This is a genomic window from Marinomonas sp. 5E14-1 (assembly GCF_039939215.1).
Lineage (GTDB): Bacteria > Pseudomonadota > Gammaproteobacteria > Pseudomonadales > Marinomonadaceae > Marinomonas.
The window spans coordinates 89204-104658 of sequence record NZ_JBDXMW010000003.1 but is presented as its reverse complement, the minus strand read 5'-3'; the positions used below and the strand labels follow the sequence as shown (position 1 = coordinate 104658).

The following is a 15455-nucleotide window of genomic DNA, read 5'->3' as shown; positions in this document are numbered from 1 at the left end:
AAAAGAATAGAGTAAATAATGTCAGATTTAGAATGGATATACGGCATTCATGCCGTGGAAAATGCGTTAACTCAACAGCCTGAACGCGTGAAAGAAGTGCGTTTTCAAGAAGGCCGAGATGATAAGAAAAATCAGCGTTTGGTGCAGCTTTGTAAAACCAATAAAGTGCGTTACAGCATTGTTCCACGTCGTGATATCGACCAGTTGTTCACTAAGAATAAAGACCGCGTTGTACACCAAGGTGTTGTGGCTTTTACCACAATGACAAAAGCCGGTAACGAAGCAGATTTGCATACCTTGGTTGCGGGTTTAGAAGAAAACCCTCTGATTATTATTCTAGACGGCGTTACCGATCCGCATAATTTAGGTGCTTGTTTACGAAGTGCTGATGCAGCAGGCGCTCATGCGGTTGTTATGCCAAAAGACAATTCCGCGCCATTGAATGCGACAGTAAGTAAAGTTGCCTGCGGTGCAGCGGAAAGCATGCCTGTTTTCTCTGTCACAAACTTAGCTCGCACGATGAAAAAACTCCAAGACCAAGGGGTTTGGATTTTTGGTACGGCGGGTGAAGCAACGCAAACGGTTTATGAACAAGATTTCACTATTGGTACTGCGATCGTCATGGGAGCAGAAGGCGAAGGTATGCGTCGTTTAACCAGAGAACAATGTGATTATCTTGTTAAGTTACCAATGGCGGGTGTTGTTTCAAGCCTGAACGTTTCTGTTGCAACGGGCGTTTGTCTTTATGAAGTAGTGCGTCAACGTGCTTCGAAAGCACAAGGATAAGGAGTTTTCGTGTTTCCAAGTTTTACGATTCAATCACCTTCGTCTTCCATTGAAGTTGAGTTACAGCAAAAAATCGATACCAAAACCAAACCGTTAGGTGCGTTGGGTGAATTAGAAAATCTGGCTTTTCAATTAGGTAAAATTCAGAACAGTCTAACGCCAGATGTTTCTAAAGCAAAAATGATTGTCTTTGCAGCAGACCACGGTGTTGTCGCACAAGGCATTAGCTTATTTCCTCAAGAAGTAACACCACAAATGGTGATGAACTTCTTAATGGGCGGCGCTGCGGTTAGCGTATTTTGTGATCAACATAATGTACCTTTACGTGTTGTCGATGTGGGTGTTAACGCCAAGTTAGACGAGCATCCTTTATTGGGCGCGCGCAAAGTGGCTATGGCTTCCAAAGACTTCAGCCAAGAAGCGGCGATGACATTGGAAGAAGCAGCTCAGGCGATTCAAGCGGGTGTGGACGAAGCGGATCTTGCGCTTGATAACGGCGTGAACTTGCTAATGTTTGGCGAGATGGGCATCGGCAATACTTGTGTATCGTCTTGCATGATGGCGGCTTTGGTCGGCATGAGTGCTTCGGAAAGTACTGGGCGCGGAACAGGTTTAGATTCAGCGGGCGTGTCTCATAAAGCTTCTATTATTGAGCAATCTTTGAAACGCGCGGAGCAAGCGACGGGTCAGTCTATGGAGGATTGGAGTGCGCAGACGTTAGCGGAGCAAGTTGGCGGCTTTGAAATATTGGCGATGGCGGGTGCTATGTTGCGTTCAGCTGAGCGTCAAACGGCCTTTGTTGTTGACGGTTTTATCTGTACGGTTGCTTTATTGTTCGCTCAAAAGGTTGCACCGAACGTGCGTGATTTTGCCGTTTTTGCCCATCAATCAAACGAACAGGCTCACCGTTCTTTGCTTGAGCATTTTGATGCTTTGCCTGTTTTGTCCTTGAACTTACGTCTAGGTGAAGGTTCTGGTGCTATCTTGGCTTACCCTTTGATTCAGAGTGCTTGTGTGTTTTTGAATAAAATGGCGAGTTTTGAAAGTGCTGGTGTAAGCGATTCAAAATAGCCTATTGACGCATTGTTTCCCCAGACTCTGATAGATCAATAGGAGAAAGTATAAGATGAAAATAACTATGTTGAATCCTTATTGGCAAGGCTTTAAACGCAGTCTTGTTACTTATACTCGAATCCCTCTTAAAGTGGATTGGAGTAATGATATAAAGCACATTTCACCTGTGTGCTTTTTACCATGGATTGGTATCGTTGTAGCTTTAATCAGTGCTTGGCCGCTTTGGTTTGATTGGTCTTCTTCTTTGCAAGCAATTTTAATGCTGCTGACTGCCGTGCTGCTGACAGGTGGATTTCATGAAGATGGTTTGATGGATGCTTGTGATGGCTTGATTGGCGGTTGGGACAAAGAAAAACGTCTGACCATTATGAAAGATTCGCGGATTGGCAGTTACGCTGCTTTATCTATCTGGTTTTCTCTCACGATTAAATGGTTACTGTTGAGCGAGCTTCTGGACGTTATTCCTAAATCCTTCTTAGGTTTTATTTATACTTTAAGCGCTTGGTGCATCGTGCATGTTTTAGCGCGGATTATGCCGTTAATGTTAATGAGTACGCTGGATTATGTAACGCAGGGCAAGAGTAAAGCATCTGGAATGATTGCGAAACTCAGCCCGATTCATTGGACGATTGCCTTAGTACCTTGCTTGGTGATTGGTTTGTTGGCGTTCAATGTGGTTGCTCTGCTTACAACCCTGCTTATTACTGTAGGTGTGATAGTTTTCTTGCGCATGTATTTGCAGAAGAAAATAGAAGGTTTTAATGGTGACACCTTAGGAGCAAGTGAGCAGATTGGTGAGATTTTAGTCATCATTTGTTTGCTGGTATCTTATTCGTGAAACTGTTTTTAATCCGTCACCCAAAGCCAGATGTGGAAAAAGGTCTGTGTTATGGCGATATGGATGTGCCATTGGCTGCAGGTTGGGAAGACGGCGCAGATGCTTTAGTAAAATCTCTTTCATTGGATTTCTCGGATACTTCAAATGTTTGCTATCACAGTCCATTGAGTCGAGCGGCTCAATTGGGGGAGTATGTTAGTGGTGGCTATTCTCAGCCAGTGTCTGCTCTGAAAGAGTTGGACTTTGGTGATTGGGAAGGGCGTTGCTGGCAAGATATTTCCAAACAAGAAATAGACGCCTGGATGAAAGATATTGTTAACGGCGCGCCTTATAATGGTGAGTCGCTTCAAGTTGTTGCTGATCGCGTTTGGTGTTGGTGGTTGTCGATTAAAGATGAGCCAATGCAAAACTGTGTATTAGTTGCTCATTCCGGTGTGATTAAGGTGTTAGTGAGTTTATTGTGCCAGTGGCCTCTTGCTCAAGCTCACCGTATTGATGTTGGCTTTACCAGCCTGACGGAATTTATGGTGCAAGGGAATTATGTCACCTTAAAGCGTCTTGGCGCTGGCGATTGGGTGACAGTATAAGGTTTGGCACTCGCCAAGTTATCTTTGGTTTTATTGAGACAAAATACAGAATGTTACTATATCTTTTGGGTATGTTTGGTATTGCCGCTTTTGCAATCACGGGTGTTATTTCGTCTGGTAAAAAAGACATGGATATTATCAGTGTGGTGTTTCTTGGAATGGTGGCGTCGCTTGGCGGTGGAACCATTCGAGACACGATTTTATCTGTCGAGACTGTTTATTGGGTCGCGGATACCTCGTATTTATGGATCGCGTTTGCGTCTTCTGTTTTGGCCTTTTTTGGCGTGCGCTTTATGAATGATCGCCAAAAGGTTTTTCACTACGCGGACTCTTTTGGTCTTGCTCTCTTTACAGTTGTGGCAACAGAAAAGGTGTTGATGCTTGGTTTTGCTTCTCCGATTGCTATCACCATGGGAATCATCACTGGTGTTGCTGGTGGTATCATTCGTGATGTTTTAAGTCATCGTCCGCCTTTGGTATTAGGTCGAGAGTTTTATGCAACACCGGCTTTTTTGGGGGCTTTTCTGTATGTCCTACTTCAAAAAAACATACCTTCACATGAATTTAACTCCATTTACGCGGTGTCTTTAATCTTTATACTGAGGGTATTCGCTATACATAAAGATTTGTATTACCCAAGTTGGTTACTCTATAAAAAAGAGATACATCATGAGCAAAGAACAGATGACGAAAGCAACAACCTCAAACACTGATCAAGACGCTTTGGATAAAAACGAAGCCCGTTTGTTAAAGAAAAAGGCCGTTGTGGATCAACGTATTGCTGCCGCGAAGGAAGAGCGTGGCGTGACGATTTTGTTGACAGGAAATGGTAAAGGTAAAAGCTCAAGTGGTTTCGGCACTATGGCGCGAGCTTTGGGTCATGGACAAAAATGTGGTGTGATTCAGTTTATCAAAGGTCGAAAAGCAACGGGTGAACAATTGTTTTTTGGTGAACACCCTTTAGTAGATTTTCACGTTATGGGGCACGGTTTTACTTGGGAAACTCGTAATCCAGAATTGGAAAAAGAAGCCGCAGAGCAAGCTTGGGGTTTAGCAAAGAGAATGTTATCTGACTCAAGTATTCATTTCATTTTGTTAGATGAAATAACCTACATGTACAAATACGGTTATCTGAATGAAGATGATTTAGTGGCGGCTTTAGCGGCTCGTCCTAAACATCAGAATGTCATGATGACGGGCCGTACAGCGCCTAGAGTATTGTTAGACAGCGTTGATACACACAGCAAAATTGGCAATGAGCGTCATGCTTTTGCTAATGGTGTGAAAGCTCAAGTCGGCATCGAATGGTAATACTTACCGTTTTTTAATCGGCTTCTGATATCTCTAACTCTTTCTACAGTATGGTCGCATTAGTGCGGCCATTTTTGTTTCTGTGTTGCTTTTTGATTTATCTATATTTTAATGAGATTTATTCTCAAATAGCTGGATTTTATCCTTTCTTTATATAATAATGATTCTCATTAGATTTAAAAAGTGATATTCATCATATTCGAGGAGAGCGTTATGCAGAACTGGGAGCGTTTAACAAGGCAAGCAAATCGAGCTTATTCAAATCATGCTTTTTCTGATGCCGTAGAGTTAAATCGAGAAGCATTGATGCAAGCGGAGAAGAGTTTTGATGATGACTTCCATCGTGATGCAGAGTCTGCGGTTGCTGCCGCTGCCGTGAGTTTCTTGAATATTGCTGAATCTTATACCGCGTTAGGTGACTTCATTTCAGCGAATACACAGTTTGAAAACGCCGTTAATTTTTTACAAGCCATCATGGTGCGTCCAGACATGGATGATGAGCAAAGACATCTGATTATGAGAACAGCAACACACATACGTTTTGAGTGGGAGTTGTTTGCTCAGAGTCACGGAAAAAGTGTTTCAGCGCAAAGCAAAACACTCATGCGTGCTTTGTCTCATGCTGTTTCCAGCGCAAAAGGTATGGTTCAACACTAACTAGTCAAATTCGATTTAGCCCATTTCGTAAAACTCATAAGGATACTTATATGAAATCTATTGTTACTAGCTTATTTGTTACTTTCTGCCTTGCAGTTAGCCAGATTGCGCAAGCTCATCCAGGCCATGATCACTCCCATTGGATGAGTGGATTTATCCACTTAATGACTATTTTAGCCGTTGGGAGTGTCATTCTTGGTGCTGTTGTCGCTTTTCAACAACATACACGCCGTAAAGGCTCGAACAAAGAGGACTAAGTTATGATGCACAGTTTTGTTAAGGCTCTAGACAAGGTAATTGGTTTTAAAACCGCGCAAGCTCATTGTGATATTCCTTGTAAAATGTACGACCCATCCACAGCGCAACTAGCAGCATTAAGCTGTGTGCGTCTATTGGACTTGATCAAAGAAGTAGAAGACAAAGGGCCGCTTGATGTTGCAGGTTTCGCACAGATTTCTCGTCTAGTAACCGAAAAAGAAGCGGCTTGCACAGAAGTAAAAGAAGCCGTGCGAATCATTTGGGGTGATTACTTTAAAGCGCCACAATTTGAGCAAGTGCCAACAATCCATGACTTAACTCACTCTATCATGTTGCAAGCTTCAAAATGTAAGCAAGGCATTGATCGTGAAGAAGGTGAAAAGCTAGTTGAACTTGTTAACCAATTTGCCGATGCTTTCTGGTTAACGAAAGGCGTAGCGACATACCGTGCGACTTGCCCTTATCCGCCATTATTAACAGTGGTTTACCCTGATCTGAAAGATTAGGTTGTGGTTGGTTTAAACAAATGACACTGATAAGAAAGGAGGCAAAATGCTGAATCTAATTAAAGTACAAGGGGAGAGTATGTCTCCTAGATTACAGGATGGTGATTTTGTTTTTACCAGTCGCTGGTACAAAAAGCTTAAGGTCGGTCACCTTGTGGTGGTCGATCATGCGCTTTATGGCTTTATCGTCAAAAAAGTCTTACATATCGCACCAGATGGCCAGCTTTGGTTAGGTGGTGAGAATGATAAAAGTATGCAATCAGAACGAATTGGCTGGGTGTCGGCTCGACGGGTTATTGGCAAAGTCATCTTCTGCATTTGCTCACCAAAAGTGTATAGAAAATAAGACACTTTTAAAGAAACAATGAAAAAATGCTTTTTGGTTAGATATTGGTCTGGCGTGGCTTTTTCTCTAGAATCCACGCCATCATAATTCCTCATCTTTTATTTAAGCCAAAGAGATATTCATGTCGACAGTAGATGCAAAGAAATCACAAAAACATACTCGCCTTGAAGATGCCCAAGCTATGATTCTTGGGACGTTAATTATTTCGTTAGGTGTAAACCTTTTCATTCAAACGGGCTTGCTATCTGGTGGATCGGCAGGTTTGGCCTTTCTAATTCAATATTCCACAACGATTAGTTTTGGTCAGGCGTTTTTCCTTATTAACTTACCTTTCTACGCACTAGCCATTATTCACTTTGGTTGGGAATTCACGCTGAAAACATTCTTTGCCGTGTTTTGTTTATCGGCATTTTCCGATTTAACCGCCATGATGATTTCCTTTGAAAGTGTGAACCCAATTTATGCCAGTATTGTTGGTGGTTCTTTAATTGGCGTTGGCTTTTTGATGTTGTTTCGTCATAACGCAAGCTTGGGTGGCATCAATATTCTTGCCCGTTATGTTGCAGAAAAATACGGCGTTTCAATGGGGAAATTTCAGATGGTAGTCGACTGTATTATTGTTCTATTGTCTATTTTCGTTGTTGATTACACCTTAATCGCTATCTCTATTGTTGGCGCTGTTGCGCTAAATATGATCATTGCGGTTAACCATAAACCGGGACGTTACATGGGTAACGTGTAAACATTCCAACGGTTCTTTAAAAGCGACTCAATTGAGTCGCTTTTTTGTTTGTAGGTCTGGGCTTTAGCCCGAAAAATACGACTTGCATTGGTAGAAAAGAAAAAAGCGTTTTAGTATCAAACAGTAATAGAACACGCAGCATAAATAGTAAACTGTGAATAAAACGAATAATACGTATGTTTATTTATATAAATTTAGTCTTTTCTGGCGACTTTATCCGCTGATTTAAAATCAGAGGTTTATAGGGGAGAGGAAGGTCTAGGAAATGTGTGAATGTAAATGTGGCCTATTAAAGGTGTTATACCTATGACTGATTATCGAGTAATAGACAAGACCAGCGCATACGAAAAAAAGCTATATTGGTGCAGTCTTTCGAAGAAATGACAGGCTAAAAAATCATATATCTTTGATTAAATGGTTGTGGCTTACTTTAATAGAGCTAGTGGTGGGGTTCGAGTTAATTGAAAGTATTGTTACTACAGCATCTGTCCCACCATCTGGTAAATATCAAAAAGAAGATAGTGATAAATATGGTAGTGAGTTACATCTATCTTTGCATATACCTTCGGGTCTAATTACTAATTTTTTGCGACCTCAAATTATTGAACCGTTGTATTGCAAATATTATTACCAGTATCTTCTACTTAGCCCTGTCGGTGAGCCATTTATAAACGATATAACACTGCACGAGAACAAGATTTAGAGCCAGAAAAGAGGTCTTTTCCCAATTAATGGCTCTACGCAGAGTTTATGACTTCTCTTGGTTAGTGTTCAATTTATCCGTCGATTTTGTAGTTTACTACCTATCTAGTAGCCTAGAATGGGCATTGGTCTCAGCTCTTACAATCGAAGGTATTAGAAGGTTGTTAAAGGTATAACAAGACAAGGCTTAGGACTTGTAAGCGCTTTGGCCTCGCCTCCACTTTTACGAGTTGTACATCAAAGTGTTAAGGGACATGTGAAGGTGGGTGATTTGTAAGATTCATAACAAATCTCCCCCGAACAAACGCAATCAAGTTGATTCATGTTTCAGTAGGCGTGGCGTCATAAATTTAGAGAGAACTTAATTGAAAGCTGTTATCCAAGAAGAAAAAACAGGATGTGGTATCGCATCAGTCGCCAATATACTTGGTAAGACTTATTCAGAAATGAAGGCGATTGCCAATGACATAGGTATATTTGCAGAAGACGAATCGCTCTGGTCTGACACACAATATGTACGAAACATGCTGGCTAAATTTGAGGTGTCGACTTCTTCTGTAGAGGTTCCATTTGAGGCATGGGAAAAACTGCCTGATCTTGCGCTTTTATCCATTAAACATCATTACGAAGGAGGGAAAGCTTTTTGGCATTGGGTGGTTTTTAAGCGTGTTGATGGGCAAGGTTTTGTTTTGGACTCAGCAAGTTATTTACCATCGAATGTGCGAATCGATTTTGATGACATGCAGCCTAAGTGGTTTATTGAAGTCAAAAATCTGTCGATAGATCACTAGATATATCTTGCGCCGTTTTATAGAGAAAGTTAAACAAGCCCAATATGATAGAAGCCGTAATATTTGATATGGATGGGATTTTGATCGATTCAGAGCCTATGTGGAAAGAGGCTGAGAGGTTCGTTTTTTCATCTTTTTGGGTTGACGTGACAGACGAGCTTTCCTTTCAAACTGCTTCGATGACGATGCGAGAAGTGGCCGGGTTTTGGTATAACTTATCCTCTTGGTCGAGGTGAAGTTCAGAATAAGTTGAGACTGATGTGGTTGATCATGTCGCATGCCGAAGGCATAGCAATGGAAGGTGTTAAAACGGCGCTCGATTTTTTCAAAACAAAGCGCTTAAAATAGGTTTGGCGACAAATGCTCCAGCTAGATTAATACCTGTCGTTTGGGAACAACTCGATATAGCTCATTACTTTCATGCAGTTTCTTCTTCAGAGCATGAAATACAGGGAAAATCTGACCCTGCGGTATATTTATCGACCGTTAAGAAGCTTAATGTTGAACCTTCAGCATGCATAGCAGTTGAATACTCTGTTTTTGGCATCATGGCAGCGATCAACGCAAATATGAGAACAGTTGTCGTTCCTCCTGTCGCCGAATACTTCGATAAAAATACGACATTGCGGATATTAAGCTTAAACAACTCTCTGAACACTTCTAATGTACTGCAAAGTAACTGAATGGCAGCGGGTTAGGTTTGTCGCATAAATTCCGACAAACAACTTTGTGACTAAAGATCCGTTTCCTAAGTTTTCGCCTCTCCTGTATGATTACGCCAATCAAAAGACTGAGGAAATGAGTTTGGAGTTACTGAAAGTAGACAATCTTAATCCCTACCTAGATGACCTTATCGAGTTATTATGTGACGCTGTGGATTCCGGTGCTCCGATTGGTTTTTTACCGCCGATGAGCGAGCCTGAAGCAAAAGCCTATTGGTTGTCTGTGAATGACGATCTACAAGAAAATGCCCGCCAAGTTTTATTGGTTCGTGAAGACGATAAAGTCGTTGGCAGTGTGCAAATTGCCATGTCTCCGAAGGCTAATGCCTTACATCGTTGTGATGTTGAAAAACTCATGGTTCATACGCAAGCCCGTGAAAACGGTTTGGGTGGCACCTTGATGCAAGGTGTTGAACGTGTCGCCGCGGCAATGCAACGACAGCTGCTTATTCTTGAAGTTCGCAGTGACGATATCGCCCATGATATGTACGTGAATATGGGCTATATTCCGTTTGGTGAAGTGCCTGGCTATACACGCAGCGCGAATGGAATGCTGCACAATTCGACGTTTTTTTATAAAGAAATTGAAACTACCCACGAAGTGTTTTCTTAACCTAAATATAGTAATAGGCGATACCCTTGAGACTTGATTTTTATTTATCCCATGTAACAGAGTTGGCTCGAAAAGCAGCGAAAATTGCCGCATCAAAAGGCCGTGTTACGGTGAACGGCGATGTTATTAAAAAAGCGAATTACACCGTAAAAGAAGGGGATGTTATCTGCCTAGATGATATGCCTTTGGCTTGGCCTTCTGAAGGTTATTACTTGATGCATAAACCAGCTGGTTACGTGTGTGCTAATCAAGATTCTGATCATCCTGTGGTATTGGATTTATTGCCTTCTCATTTAGGGCAGTCATTAAATATTGTCGGGCGATTGGATAAAGATACAACGGGCTTATTGCTATTGACGACAGACGGACAATGGTTGCATCGCATTACATCACCACGAAATGCTTGCGGTAAGCGCTATCGCATGACGTTGGTGAGCCCAATCAGTGATGATAATTTAAAACAGTTAGAAGAAGGCGTTTTATTGAACGGTGAATCTTCTCTTACCTTACCTGCGGTTGCTGAGCGAATCTGTGAAAACGAAATTTATCTGACGATTCAAGAAGGCAAATATCATCAGGTGAAGCGCATGTTAGCTGCTGTTGGGAATAAAGTGGAGTTGCTGCACAGAGATCAAATTGGCTTGTTAACTTTGGATGCCGATCTTCAAGCTGGCGAGTTCCGTCAATTAACTGAAACAGAAGTTGCGTACTTTTGATCTTAGCGTGAATGATAAAGAGGTCTCTATAATGAAAGAGTTATCTATGGACGAACGTGTTCAGTTATTGGTTTCCCCTGATAGCGAGCGTTTGGCGTATTTTGTGGAGCAAGCAAAAGCCACAGAACTTGTTTGGAGCTTAAGCAACGAAGAAGGCTTTGTGATGGTTGAAACAGATGATGGTGATTGTGTTATGGTTTGGCCAGATGCTGAATTTGCGAGCCAGTGGGCAATTGATGAATGGGACGATTGCGAACCAGTTTCTATCTCACTTGATACGTTTAAAGGCGAATGGTTACCAAGTTTGACACTGGATAATATTACCGTTGCTGTTTTTCCGAATATTGAGGATGAAGGTAAGTTGTCAACCGCGGCTGAGTTGGCAGAATTGTTTGCGTAACCAAGTGTCGAAAGGTTGATCATTGTGTTCGGGAAATAAATAAGGACTTAACTCCCCATGAGTAAACGTCAAAATAACCGTGAAGAAGTGTTTGTTAAAATTCTAGACGCGGCAGAAATTGAATTTGGTTTGAAAGGCTATAACGGCGCTAGTTTACAACATATTGCAGAGCGTGCTGGTTTGCCAAAGCCAAACATCATTTATTATTTTCAGTCTAAAGCCAATTTGTATAAACGCGTGCTTGATCAGACATTAATGGGATGGAATGACCTTTTTGATCGTGCCACGTTAGATGATGATCCTGCTGAGGTGTTAGACAGCTTTATTCGCGTTAAATTGAAGCAGAGCTTTGAGAAAGGCGTGGCGTCACGCTTATTTGCTATGGAAGTGATTGGCGGTGCTAATCATATTGGCGACTTTTTGAAAGAAGAGCTGAGACCTTGGTTTATGTCTCGTGTTGCTTTGCTCCAAGGTTGGATGGATGCAGGCAAAATGCAGCAACGAGATCCTGCAAGTTTGATCTATATGATTTGGTCGACGACTCAACATTATGCTGACTTTGAAGCGCAAATTTTGGCGTTAAATGGGGCAAAGTCTTTAACCGAGGAAGATTTACTTCGCGTAGGCGATACAATCAGCAGCATTATTTTGGGCGGCTGTGGCCTGAGGCTTCCACCCAAATCATAGATTGCTTTTTTATTGCTCTTCGTTTTCCCTTAATTGGTGAATATGCTGAACCAAAGCCCGTAATTTTGCGGGCTTTGCTGGTTTCGCCATATAAGTAATGTTCAGATTTTTGCACTCTTCAGCCAGTTCTGGATCGCGTAGGGCGGTAATCAGTACCGCGGGAATCTCTTTTTGGACTCGTTTTCTAAGCGCTTTTATTAGGGACACACCATCTTTGTTGTCATCTAAGTGATAATCCACCAAGAGTAACTCTGCTTCTCCCTCCGCTTCTAATGCTTCTTCGTAACGATTGAAGGTACGACAGTCGCATTGCCAGTGTGTTAAGAGTGTATTCATTGCTGTTAGGTTGTTTTGTTCGTCGTCGATACACCAGACATAACAATGGGCTGTTTTGTCTTTTGCTTCTTTCGCTGCTTCCTTCATTGGGAGCTCTACAATGACATCACTTTGAGCGAGTGGTATACCAATGCTGAAGCAGCTTCCTTTGCCTAGAATTGAATGTATGTGTGTAACCAGCCCTAGTTGTTTTTGCATGCGACGCACTAAGCCAAGACCTAATCCCATGCCGGTTTCTTGGGTGTTTTCCCAGCGATAGAAGTCATCGAAGACTTTTTTCTGTTCCGCTTTTGGAATGCCAACGCCTGTGTCCCAGACTTGTAAATAGGCGAAGTCATTACGCAGTCTCACGCCGACTAAAACACGACCTTTTTCTGTGTATTTGACGGCGTTCGAGACGAAGTTTTGAATGATTCGACGTAAGTAAATTGGGTCTGTGTGAACTCTTAAAGCTCTAATGTGAGTGGTGAGCCGTATGTTTTTGTTTTCTGCAATCACATCAAACTCAGAAATAATTGGTGTGAGAATATCTTGTAGGCTGCAGTCCACCAGTTTTGGCTGTATCGCACCTTGATCTAATCGTGCAATTTCGAGCAAGGTTGAGATTAGAGCTTCAGTAGATTCCAATGAGTCAAACAGTTTTGCGACGACTTGGTCTGTGCCTTCGGGAAGTTGGGTGTATTGCAAAATCCCCATGTAAAGTTTAGCGGCATTGAGAGGTTGTAAAATATCGTGGCTTGCTAATGCTAGGAATTCTGTTTTAGAGGCATTAGCTTGTTCAGCTTCTGCTTTGGCGCTTATTAACGCTTTTTCCGCTTGATTACGTCGCTCGATTTCTTGCATAAGTTCGTTGTTGACGCCTTGAACTTCCTCAGTGCGCGCTTCAACCCGTTTCTCCAAATCGATATTGGCTTCCTTTAAAGCCTGTTGGCTTTCGATGTGTTCGGTGACGTCAGTAAAACTGGTGACAAAGCCGCCAGCCGGTAATGGATTACCGACCATTTCAATAACTCGTCCGCTGGCTCTGCGACGTAAGAATCGGTGTCCGGTGCCTTTTCTAAGATGATCTAGGCGTTTGCTAACAAGCTCTTCTATATCGCCCACGCCGCATTCGCCGCGAATTGCATTGTAGCGAATGAGCTCTTCAACTGGTAAGCCAACGGTCAGCATACCTTCCGGATAAGGGTAAAGTGATAAATAGGTTTTGTTCCATGCGACGATGCGCAGGTCTTTATCTACTACGCTGATGCCCTGATCTAGGTTGTCCATGGAAACAAACAAAAGGCTCTGGCTGAACTGAATGGCTTGAGTGGTTTCATCCAGATAAGTCACCATTTCTTCAACTTTGATTTGTTTATCAACCAAGATGGAATTGATGATGGTTCGAGCTGATGAACCACCTAAAACTCCGCCTAAAATACGCTCACAATAATCGACGAATAAGCGGTTAGGTGAGGCATTTGATGGAATATTTTGGCTGTAGTCTCGTTTGAAATTAAGCAGTACTTGCCGGCTTTTTTGTTTACCTAGAAAGGTTTCTAGCAGGACGAAGAAATCGCTATTTGTTGCTTTGCTTTTGGGTTTGAAAAAGCCTTTTTCGAGTTCAGTGGTTGGGCTAACAAAGGCCGTAGCTTGAATACGATCGATTAATCTTTCATTGGATAATAAAGAGCCTACGACATAACCAAAAATATTAGCCAATAAGCTGATGAAGGCGCCATAGCTAATCAATTCTGAACGAGATTGAGTGTTGTCTAGGCCCCAATCGATCGAACCCGTTAATGGCAGCATCATAAGTAACACCCAGCATAAAAAGCCTAGTGTTAATCCTGTATAAACGCCGTAAGCGTGAGCCCGTTTCCAATATAGACCGCCCAGTACAGCTGGCATGAGTTGTAATACAAGAGAGAAGGCCAGTACGCCAGTTCCGGCTAAGGATTCATTATTGGCCATTTTTTGATAGTACAGAAAAGACAGTATCAAAATGCCAGTCATGGCTAATCGTCGAATGGTTAGTATTCGTCGCCTATATAAAGGCAGAGCTTGTTGTTGTGAACTCGCACGTGCAAGCATGATTGGCAGGATGACATCGTTGCTGATCATGATACTTAGGGCAAACGTAGCAATAATGATCATGGCGGTTGTCGCAGACATGCCACCTAAGAAAATCAGCATTTGCAAAGGTAAGTTGTCTGAAACCAAAGCGAACTGGATAACATAAGTGTCTGGGTTTATGTCGGCCGAAAATAAGCTTTGACCAGCAATTGCAATCGGCGGGATGATGACGGCAAAAATCAACAAATATAAAGGGAATAGCCAGCGGGCCATATTAGATTGTTTGTTTGTCTGATGATCCACCACGGTGACGTGGAATTGGCGTGGCAAACAAATAACCGCTGCGGCAGACATGAATGTTTGCATCAAAAAAGGAAACGACAGCATTTGTTCAGATGACCAGACGGACATATCGAGGTTGTGTCCAAGTTCATCCACTTTAAAGTCTTGCGTCATGATGATAGCGACAAGGCCAACGGCAACAATGGCGATAAGTTTAAAGAGGGATTCAGCGCCAATTGCGAGCATCATTCCAGAACGATATTCTGTGACTTCTACCTTTCTGGTGCCAAACAGCATAGCGAAGACGCCAATCAAAATGGTCGCAATTAACACCACTAAGCTGGTCGAAGATTCATCTTGATTAACAAATAATGCGAAATTGGAACCAATTGCCTTAAGCTGCAAAGCAATATAAGGAATGACTGCAAGCATACTGATAAGTATGACTAAAGGCGCGGTAATGGGGCGTTTTCCATAACGAGAAGAGATGAAGTCTGCGATGGAGGTAATGTTCTGCTTGCGGCTTACCGTGATCACTTTCCTGAGCACAGGGAAGGCGAACAAATATAAGAGAATAGGCCCTAAAAGAATGGGAAGGTAGCTCCAGCCTGAGCGAGAGGCCTCTCCAATCGAGCCGTAAAATGTCCAAGCGGTGCAATATATCGCAAGAGATAAACTGTAGACCAAAGGATGACGAGTGAGTTTCTTCGCTGTGGTGCTTTCTTTGTCGCCCCAAATGGCAATCCAGAATAAGCCTAAAACATAAAAAATGGCTAATAGAATCCAGAAAACAGTCATGTATGAATTACCTGAATATGGTTTTTATTATTTAGAATTTAATTTAACACAGTGGAACTTATAATCCTCTACAACTTAAGTCGAGAGCAATAATAAAGGATGATAATTCTAATCACTCTCAAATATAGAAAGTAATTAAGAAAGCCATATTTCTGGGTTGGTTTGATATTTTTGACCAAATAGACAGAAATTGAATTTTATATTACTTCACTCTCTTTAAAAAAATTGTCGAACGAACCAAACTTTCT

Annotated in this window: 18 protein-coding genes; 17 read left to right on the top strand and 1 reads right to left on the bottom strand. The window is 42.1% G+C overall.

Annotation, left to right across the window (positions count from 1 at the left end):
- The first annotated feature begins 18 nt into the window (after positions 1 to 18).
- The 17 genes from rlmB (at position 19) to ABFY09_RS03385 (ending at position 11736) form a co-directional block, all read left to right on the top strand.
- Positions 19 to 786, top strand: a complete 768-nt coding sequence (gene rlmB / locus ABFY09_RS03465; protein ID WP_347982900.1) for a 23S rRNA (guanosine(2251)-2'-O)-methyltransferase RlmB — start codon at positions 19 to 21, stop codon at positions 784 to 786.
- Positions 787 to 795: 9 nt separating this feature from the next.
- The gene (gene cobT / locus ABFY09_RS03460; RefSeq protein ID WP_347982899.1) at positions 796 to 1857 is read left to right on the top strand and encodes a nicotinate-nucleotide--dimethylbenzimidazole phosphoribosyltransferase; all 1062 of its coding nucleotides are present in this window, start codon (positions 796 to 798) and stop codon (positions 1855 to 1857) included.
- Between the two features lie 55 nt (positions 1858 to 1912).
- Positions 1913 to 2698 carry an adenosylcobinamide-GDP ribazoletransferase gene (cobS, locus tag ABFY09_RS03455; RefSeq protein ID WP_347982898.1) on the top strand — a complete coding sequence of 262 codons (786 nt, stop codon included), beginning with the start codon at positions 1913 to 1915 and terminating at the stop codon, positions 2696 to 2698.
- Positions 2695 to 3285, top strand: coding sequence for a histidine phosphatase family protein (locus tag ABFY09_RS03450; RefSeq protein ID WP_347982897.1), 591 nt, complete (start codon positions 2695 to 2697; stop codon positions 3283 to 3285). The genes cobS and ABFY09_RS03450 overlap by 4 nt, the downstream gene beginning before the upstream one ends.
- Before the next feature lie 50 nt (positions 3286 to 3335).
- A complete protein-coding gene (locus tag ABFY09_RS03445; protein WP_347982896.1) occupies positions 3336 to 3998 on the top strand; it encodes a trimeric intracellular cation channel family protein in 663 nt (220 codons plus the stop codon).
- A complete protein-coding gene (cobO, locus tag ABFY09_RS03440; RefSeq protein WP_347983063.1) occupies positions 3970 to 4596 on the top strand; it encodes a cob(I)yrinic acid a,c-diamide adenosyltransferase in 627 nt (208 codons plus the stop codon). The genes ABFY09_RS03445 and cobO overlap by 29 nt, the downstream gene beginning before the upstream one ends.
- 213 nt (positions 4597 to 4809) lie before the next feature.
- On the top strand, positions 4810 to 5253 hold the full coding sequence (locus ABFY09_RS03435; RefSeq protein WP_317004722.1) for a tetratricopeptide repeat protein: 444 nt from the start codon (positions 4810 to 4812) through the stop codon (positions 5251 to 5253).
- Positions 5254 to 5303: 50 nt separating this feature from the next.
- A complete protein-coding gene (locus tag ABFY09_RS03430; RefSeq protein ID WP_347982895.1) occupies positions 5304 to 5510 on the top strand; it encodes a hypothetical protein in 207 nt (68 codons plus the stop codon).
- A 3-nt stretch (positions 5511 to 5513) separates the two neighbouring features.
- Positions 5514 to 6017, top strand: coding sequence for a superoxide dismutase, Ni (gene sodN, locus ABFY09_RS03425; RefSeq protein ID WP_317004720.1), 504 nt, complete (start codon positions 5514 to 5516; stop codon positions 6015 to 6017).
- Positions 6018 to 6063: 46 nt separating this feature from the next.
- The gene (locus ABFY09_RS03420; protein WP_347982894.1) at positions 6064 to 6363 is read left to right on the top strand and encodes a S24/S26 family peptidase; all 300 of its coding nucleotides are present in this window, start codon (positions 6064 to 6066) and stop codon (positions 6361 to 6363) included.
- Between the two features lie 121 nt (positions 6364 to 6484).
- The gene (locus tag ABFY09_RS03415; protein ID WP_347982893.1) at positions 6485 to 7105 is read left to right on the top strand and encodes a YitT family protein; all 621 of its coding nucleotides are present in this window, start codon (positions 6485 to 6487) and stop codon (positions 7103 to 7105) included.
- Between the two features lie 1067 nt (positions 7106 to 8172).
- Complete coding sequence (locus ABFY09_RS03410) at positions 8173 to 8598, top strand: hypothetical protein (protein ID WP_347982892.1); 426 nt, start codon at positions 8173 to 8175, stop codon at positions 8596 to 8598.
- A gap of 350 nt (positions 8599 to 8948) precedes the next feature.
- The gene (locus tag ABFY09_RS03405) at positions 8949 to 9281 is read left to right on the top strand and encodes an HAD-IA family hydrolase (protein WP_347982891.1); all 333 of its coding nucleotides are present in this window, start codon (positions 8949 to 8951) and stop codon (positions 9279 to 9281) included.
- Positions 9282 to 9396: 115 nt separating this feature from the next.
- Complete coding sequence (locus ABFY09_RS03400) at positions 9397 to 9933, top strand: GNAT family N-acetyltransferase (protein ID WP_347982890.1); 537 nt, start codon at positions 9397 to 9399, stop codon at positions 9931 to 9933.
- A gap of 26 nt (positions 9934 to 9959) precedes the next feature.
- A complete protein-coding gene (locus tag ABFY09_RS03395) occupies positions 9960 to 10649 on the top strand; it encodes a pseudouridine synthase (RefSeq protein WP_347982889.1) in 690 nt (229 codons plus the stop codon).
- A gap of 31 nt (positions 10650 to 10680) precedes the next feature.
- A complete protein-coding gene (locus ABFY09_RS03390) occupies positions 10681 to 11049 on the top strand; it encodes a DUF2750 domain-containing protein (protein WP_347982888.1) in 369 nt (122 codons plus the stop codon).
- A 57-nt stretch (positions 11050 to 11106) separates the two neighbouring features.
- Positions 11107 to 11736: a TetR/AcrR family transcriptional regulator gene (locus ABFY09_RS03385; RefSeq protein ID WP_347982887.1), complete on the top strand. Its 630-nt coding sequence runs from the start codon at positions 11107 to 11109 to the stop codon at positions 11734 to 11736.
- 9 nt (positions 11737 to 11745) lie between these two features.
- On the opposite strand, the gene ABFY09_RS03380 is transcribed toward ABFY09_RS03385, so the two are convergent.
- Positions 11746 to 15207, bottom strand: a complete 3462-nt coding sequence (locus ABFY09_RS03380; RefSeq protein ID WP_347982886.1) for a PAS domain-containing hybrid sensor histidine kinase/response regulator — start codon at positions 15205 to 15207, stop codon at positions 11746 to 11748.
- Positions 15208 to 15455 lie beyond the last annotated feature (248 nt).

What these genes read in the sequence shown, in the direction of transcription:
- rlmB (WP_347982900.1), top strand. Translation starts at nt 19, where the DNA reads ATGTCAGATTTAGAATGGATATACGGCATTCATGCCGTGGAAAATGCG.
- cobS (WP_347982898.1), top strand. Translation starts at nt 1,913, where the DNA reads ATGAAAATAACTATGTTGAATCCTTATTGGCAAGGCTTTAAACGCAGT.
- ABFY09_RS03445 (WP_347982896.1), top strand. Translation starts at nt 3,336, where the DNA reads ATGTTACTATATCTTTTGGGTATGTTTGGTATTGCCGCTTTTGCAATC.
- cobO (WP_347983063.1), top strand. Translation starts at nt 3,970, where the DNA reads ATGACGAAAGCAACAACCTCAAACACTGATCAAGACGCTTTGGATAAA.
- ABFY09_RS03435 (WP_317004722.1), top strand. Translation starts at nt 4,810, where the DNA reads ATGCAGAACTGGGAGCGTTTAACAAGGCAAGCAAATCGAGCTTATTCA.
- ABFY09_RS03430 (WP_347982895.1), top strand. Translation starts at nt 5,304, where the DNA reads ATGAAATCTATTGTTACTAGCTTATTTGTTACTTTCTGCCTTGCAGTT.
- sodN (WP_317004720.1), top strand. Translation starts at nt 5,514, where the DNA reads ATGATGCACAGTTTTGTTAAGGCTCTAGACAAGGTAATTGGTTTTAAA.
- ABFY09_RS03420 (WP_347982894.1), top strand. Translation starts at nt 6,064, where the DNA reads ATGCTGAATCTAATTAAAGTACAAGGGGAGAGTATGTCTCCTAGATTA.
- ABFY09_RS03415 (WP_347982893.1), top strand. Translation starts at nt 6,485, where the DNA reads ATGTCGACAGTAGATGCAAAGAAATCACAAAAACATACTCGCCTTGAA.
- ABFY09_RS03400 (WP_347982890.1), top strand. Translation starts at nt 9,397, where the DNA reads ATGAGTTTGGAGTTACTGAAAGTAGACAATCTTAATCCCTACCTAGAT.
- ABFY09_RS03390 (WP_347982888.1), top strand. Translation starts at nt 10,681, where the DNA reads ATGAAAGAGTTATCTATGGACGAACGTGTTCAGTTATTGGTTTCCCCT.
- ABFY09_RS03385 (WP_347982887.1), top strand. Translation starts at nt 11,107, where the DNA reads ATGAGTAAACGTCAAAATAACCGTGAAGAAGTGTTTGTTAAAATTCTA.
- ABFY09_RS03380 (WP_347982886.1), bottom strand. Translation starts at nt 15,207, where the DNA reads ATGACTGTTTTCTGGATTCTATTAGCCATTTTTTATGTTTTAGGCTTA.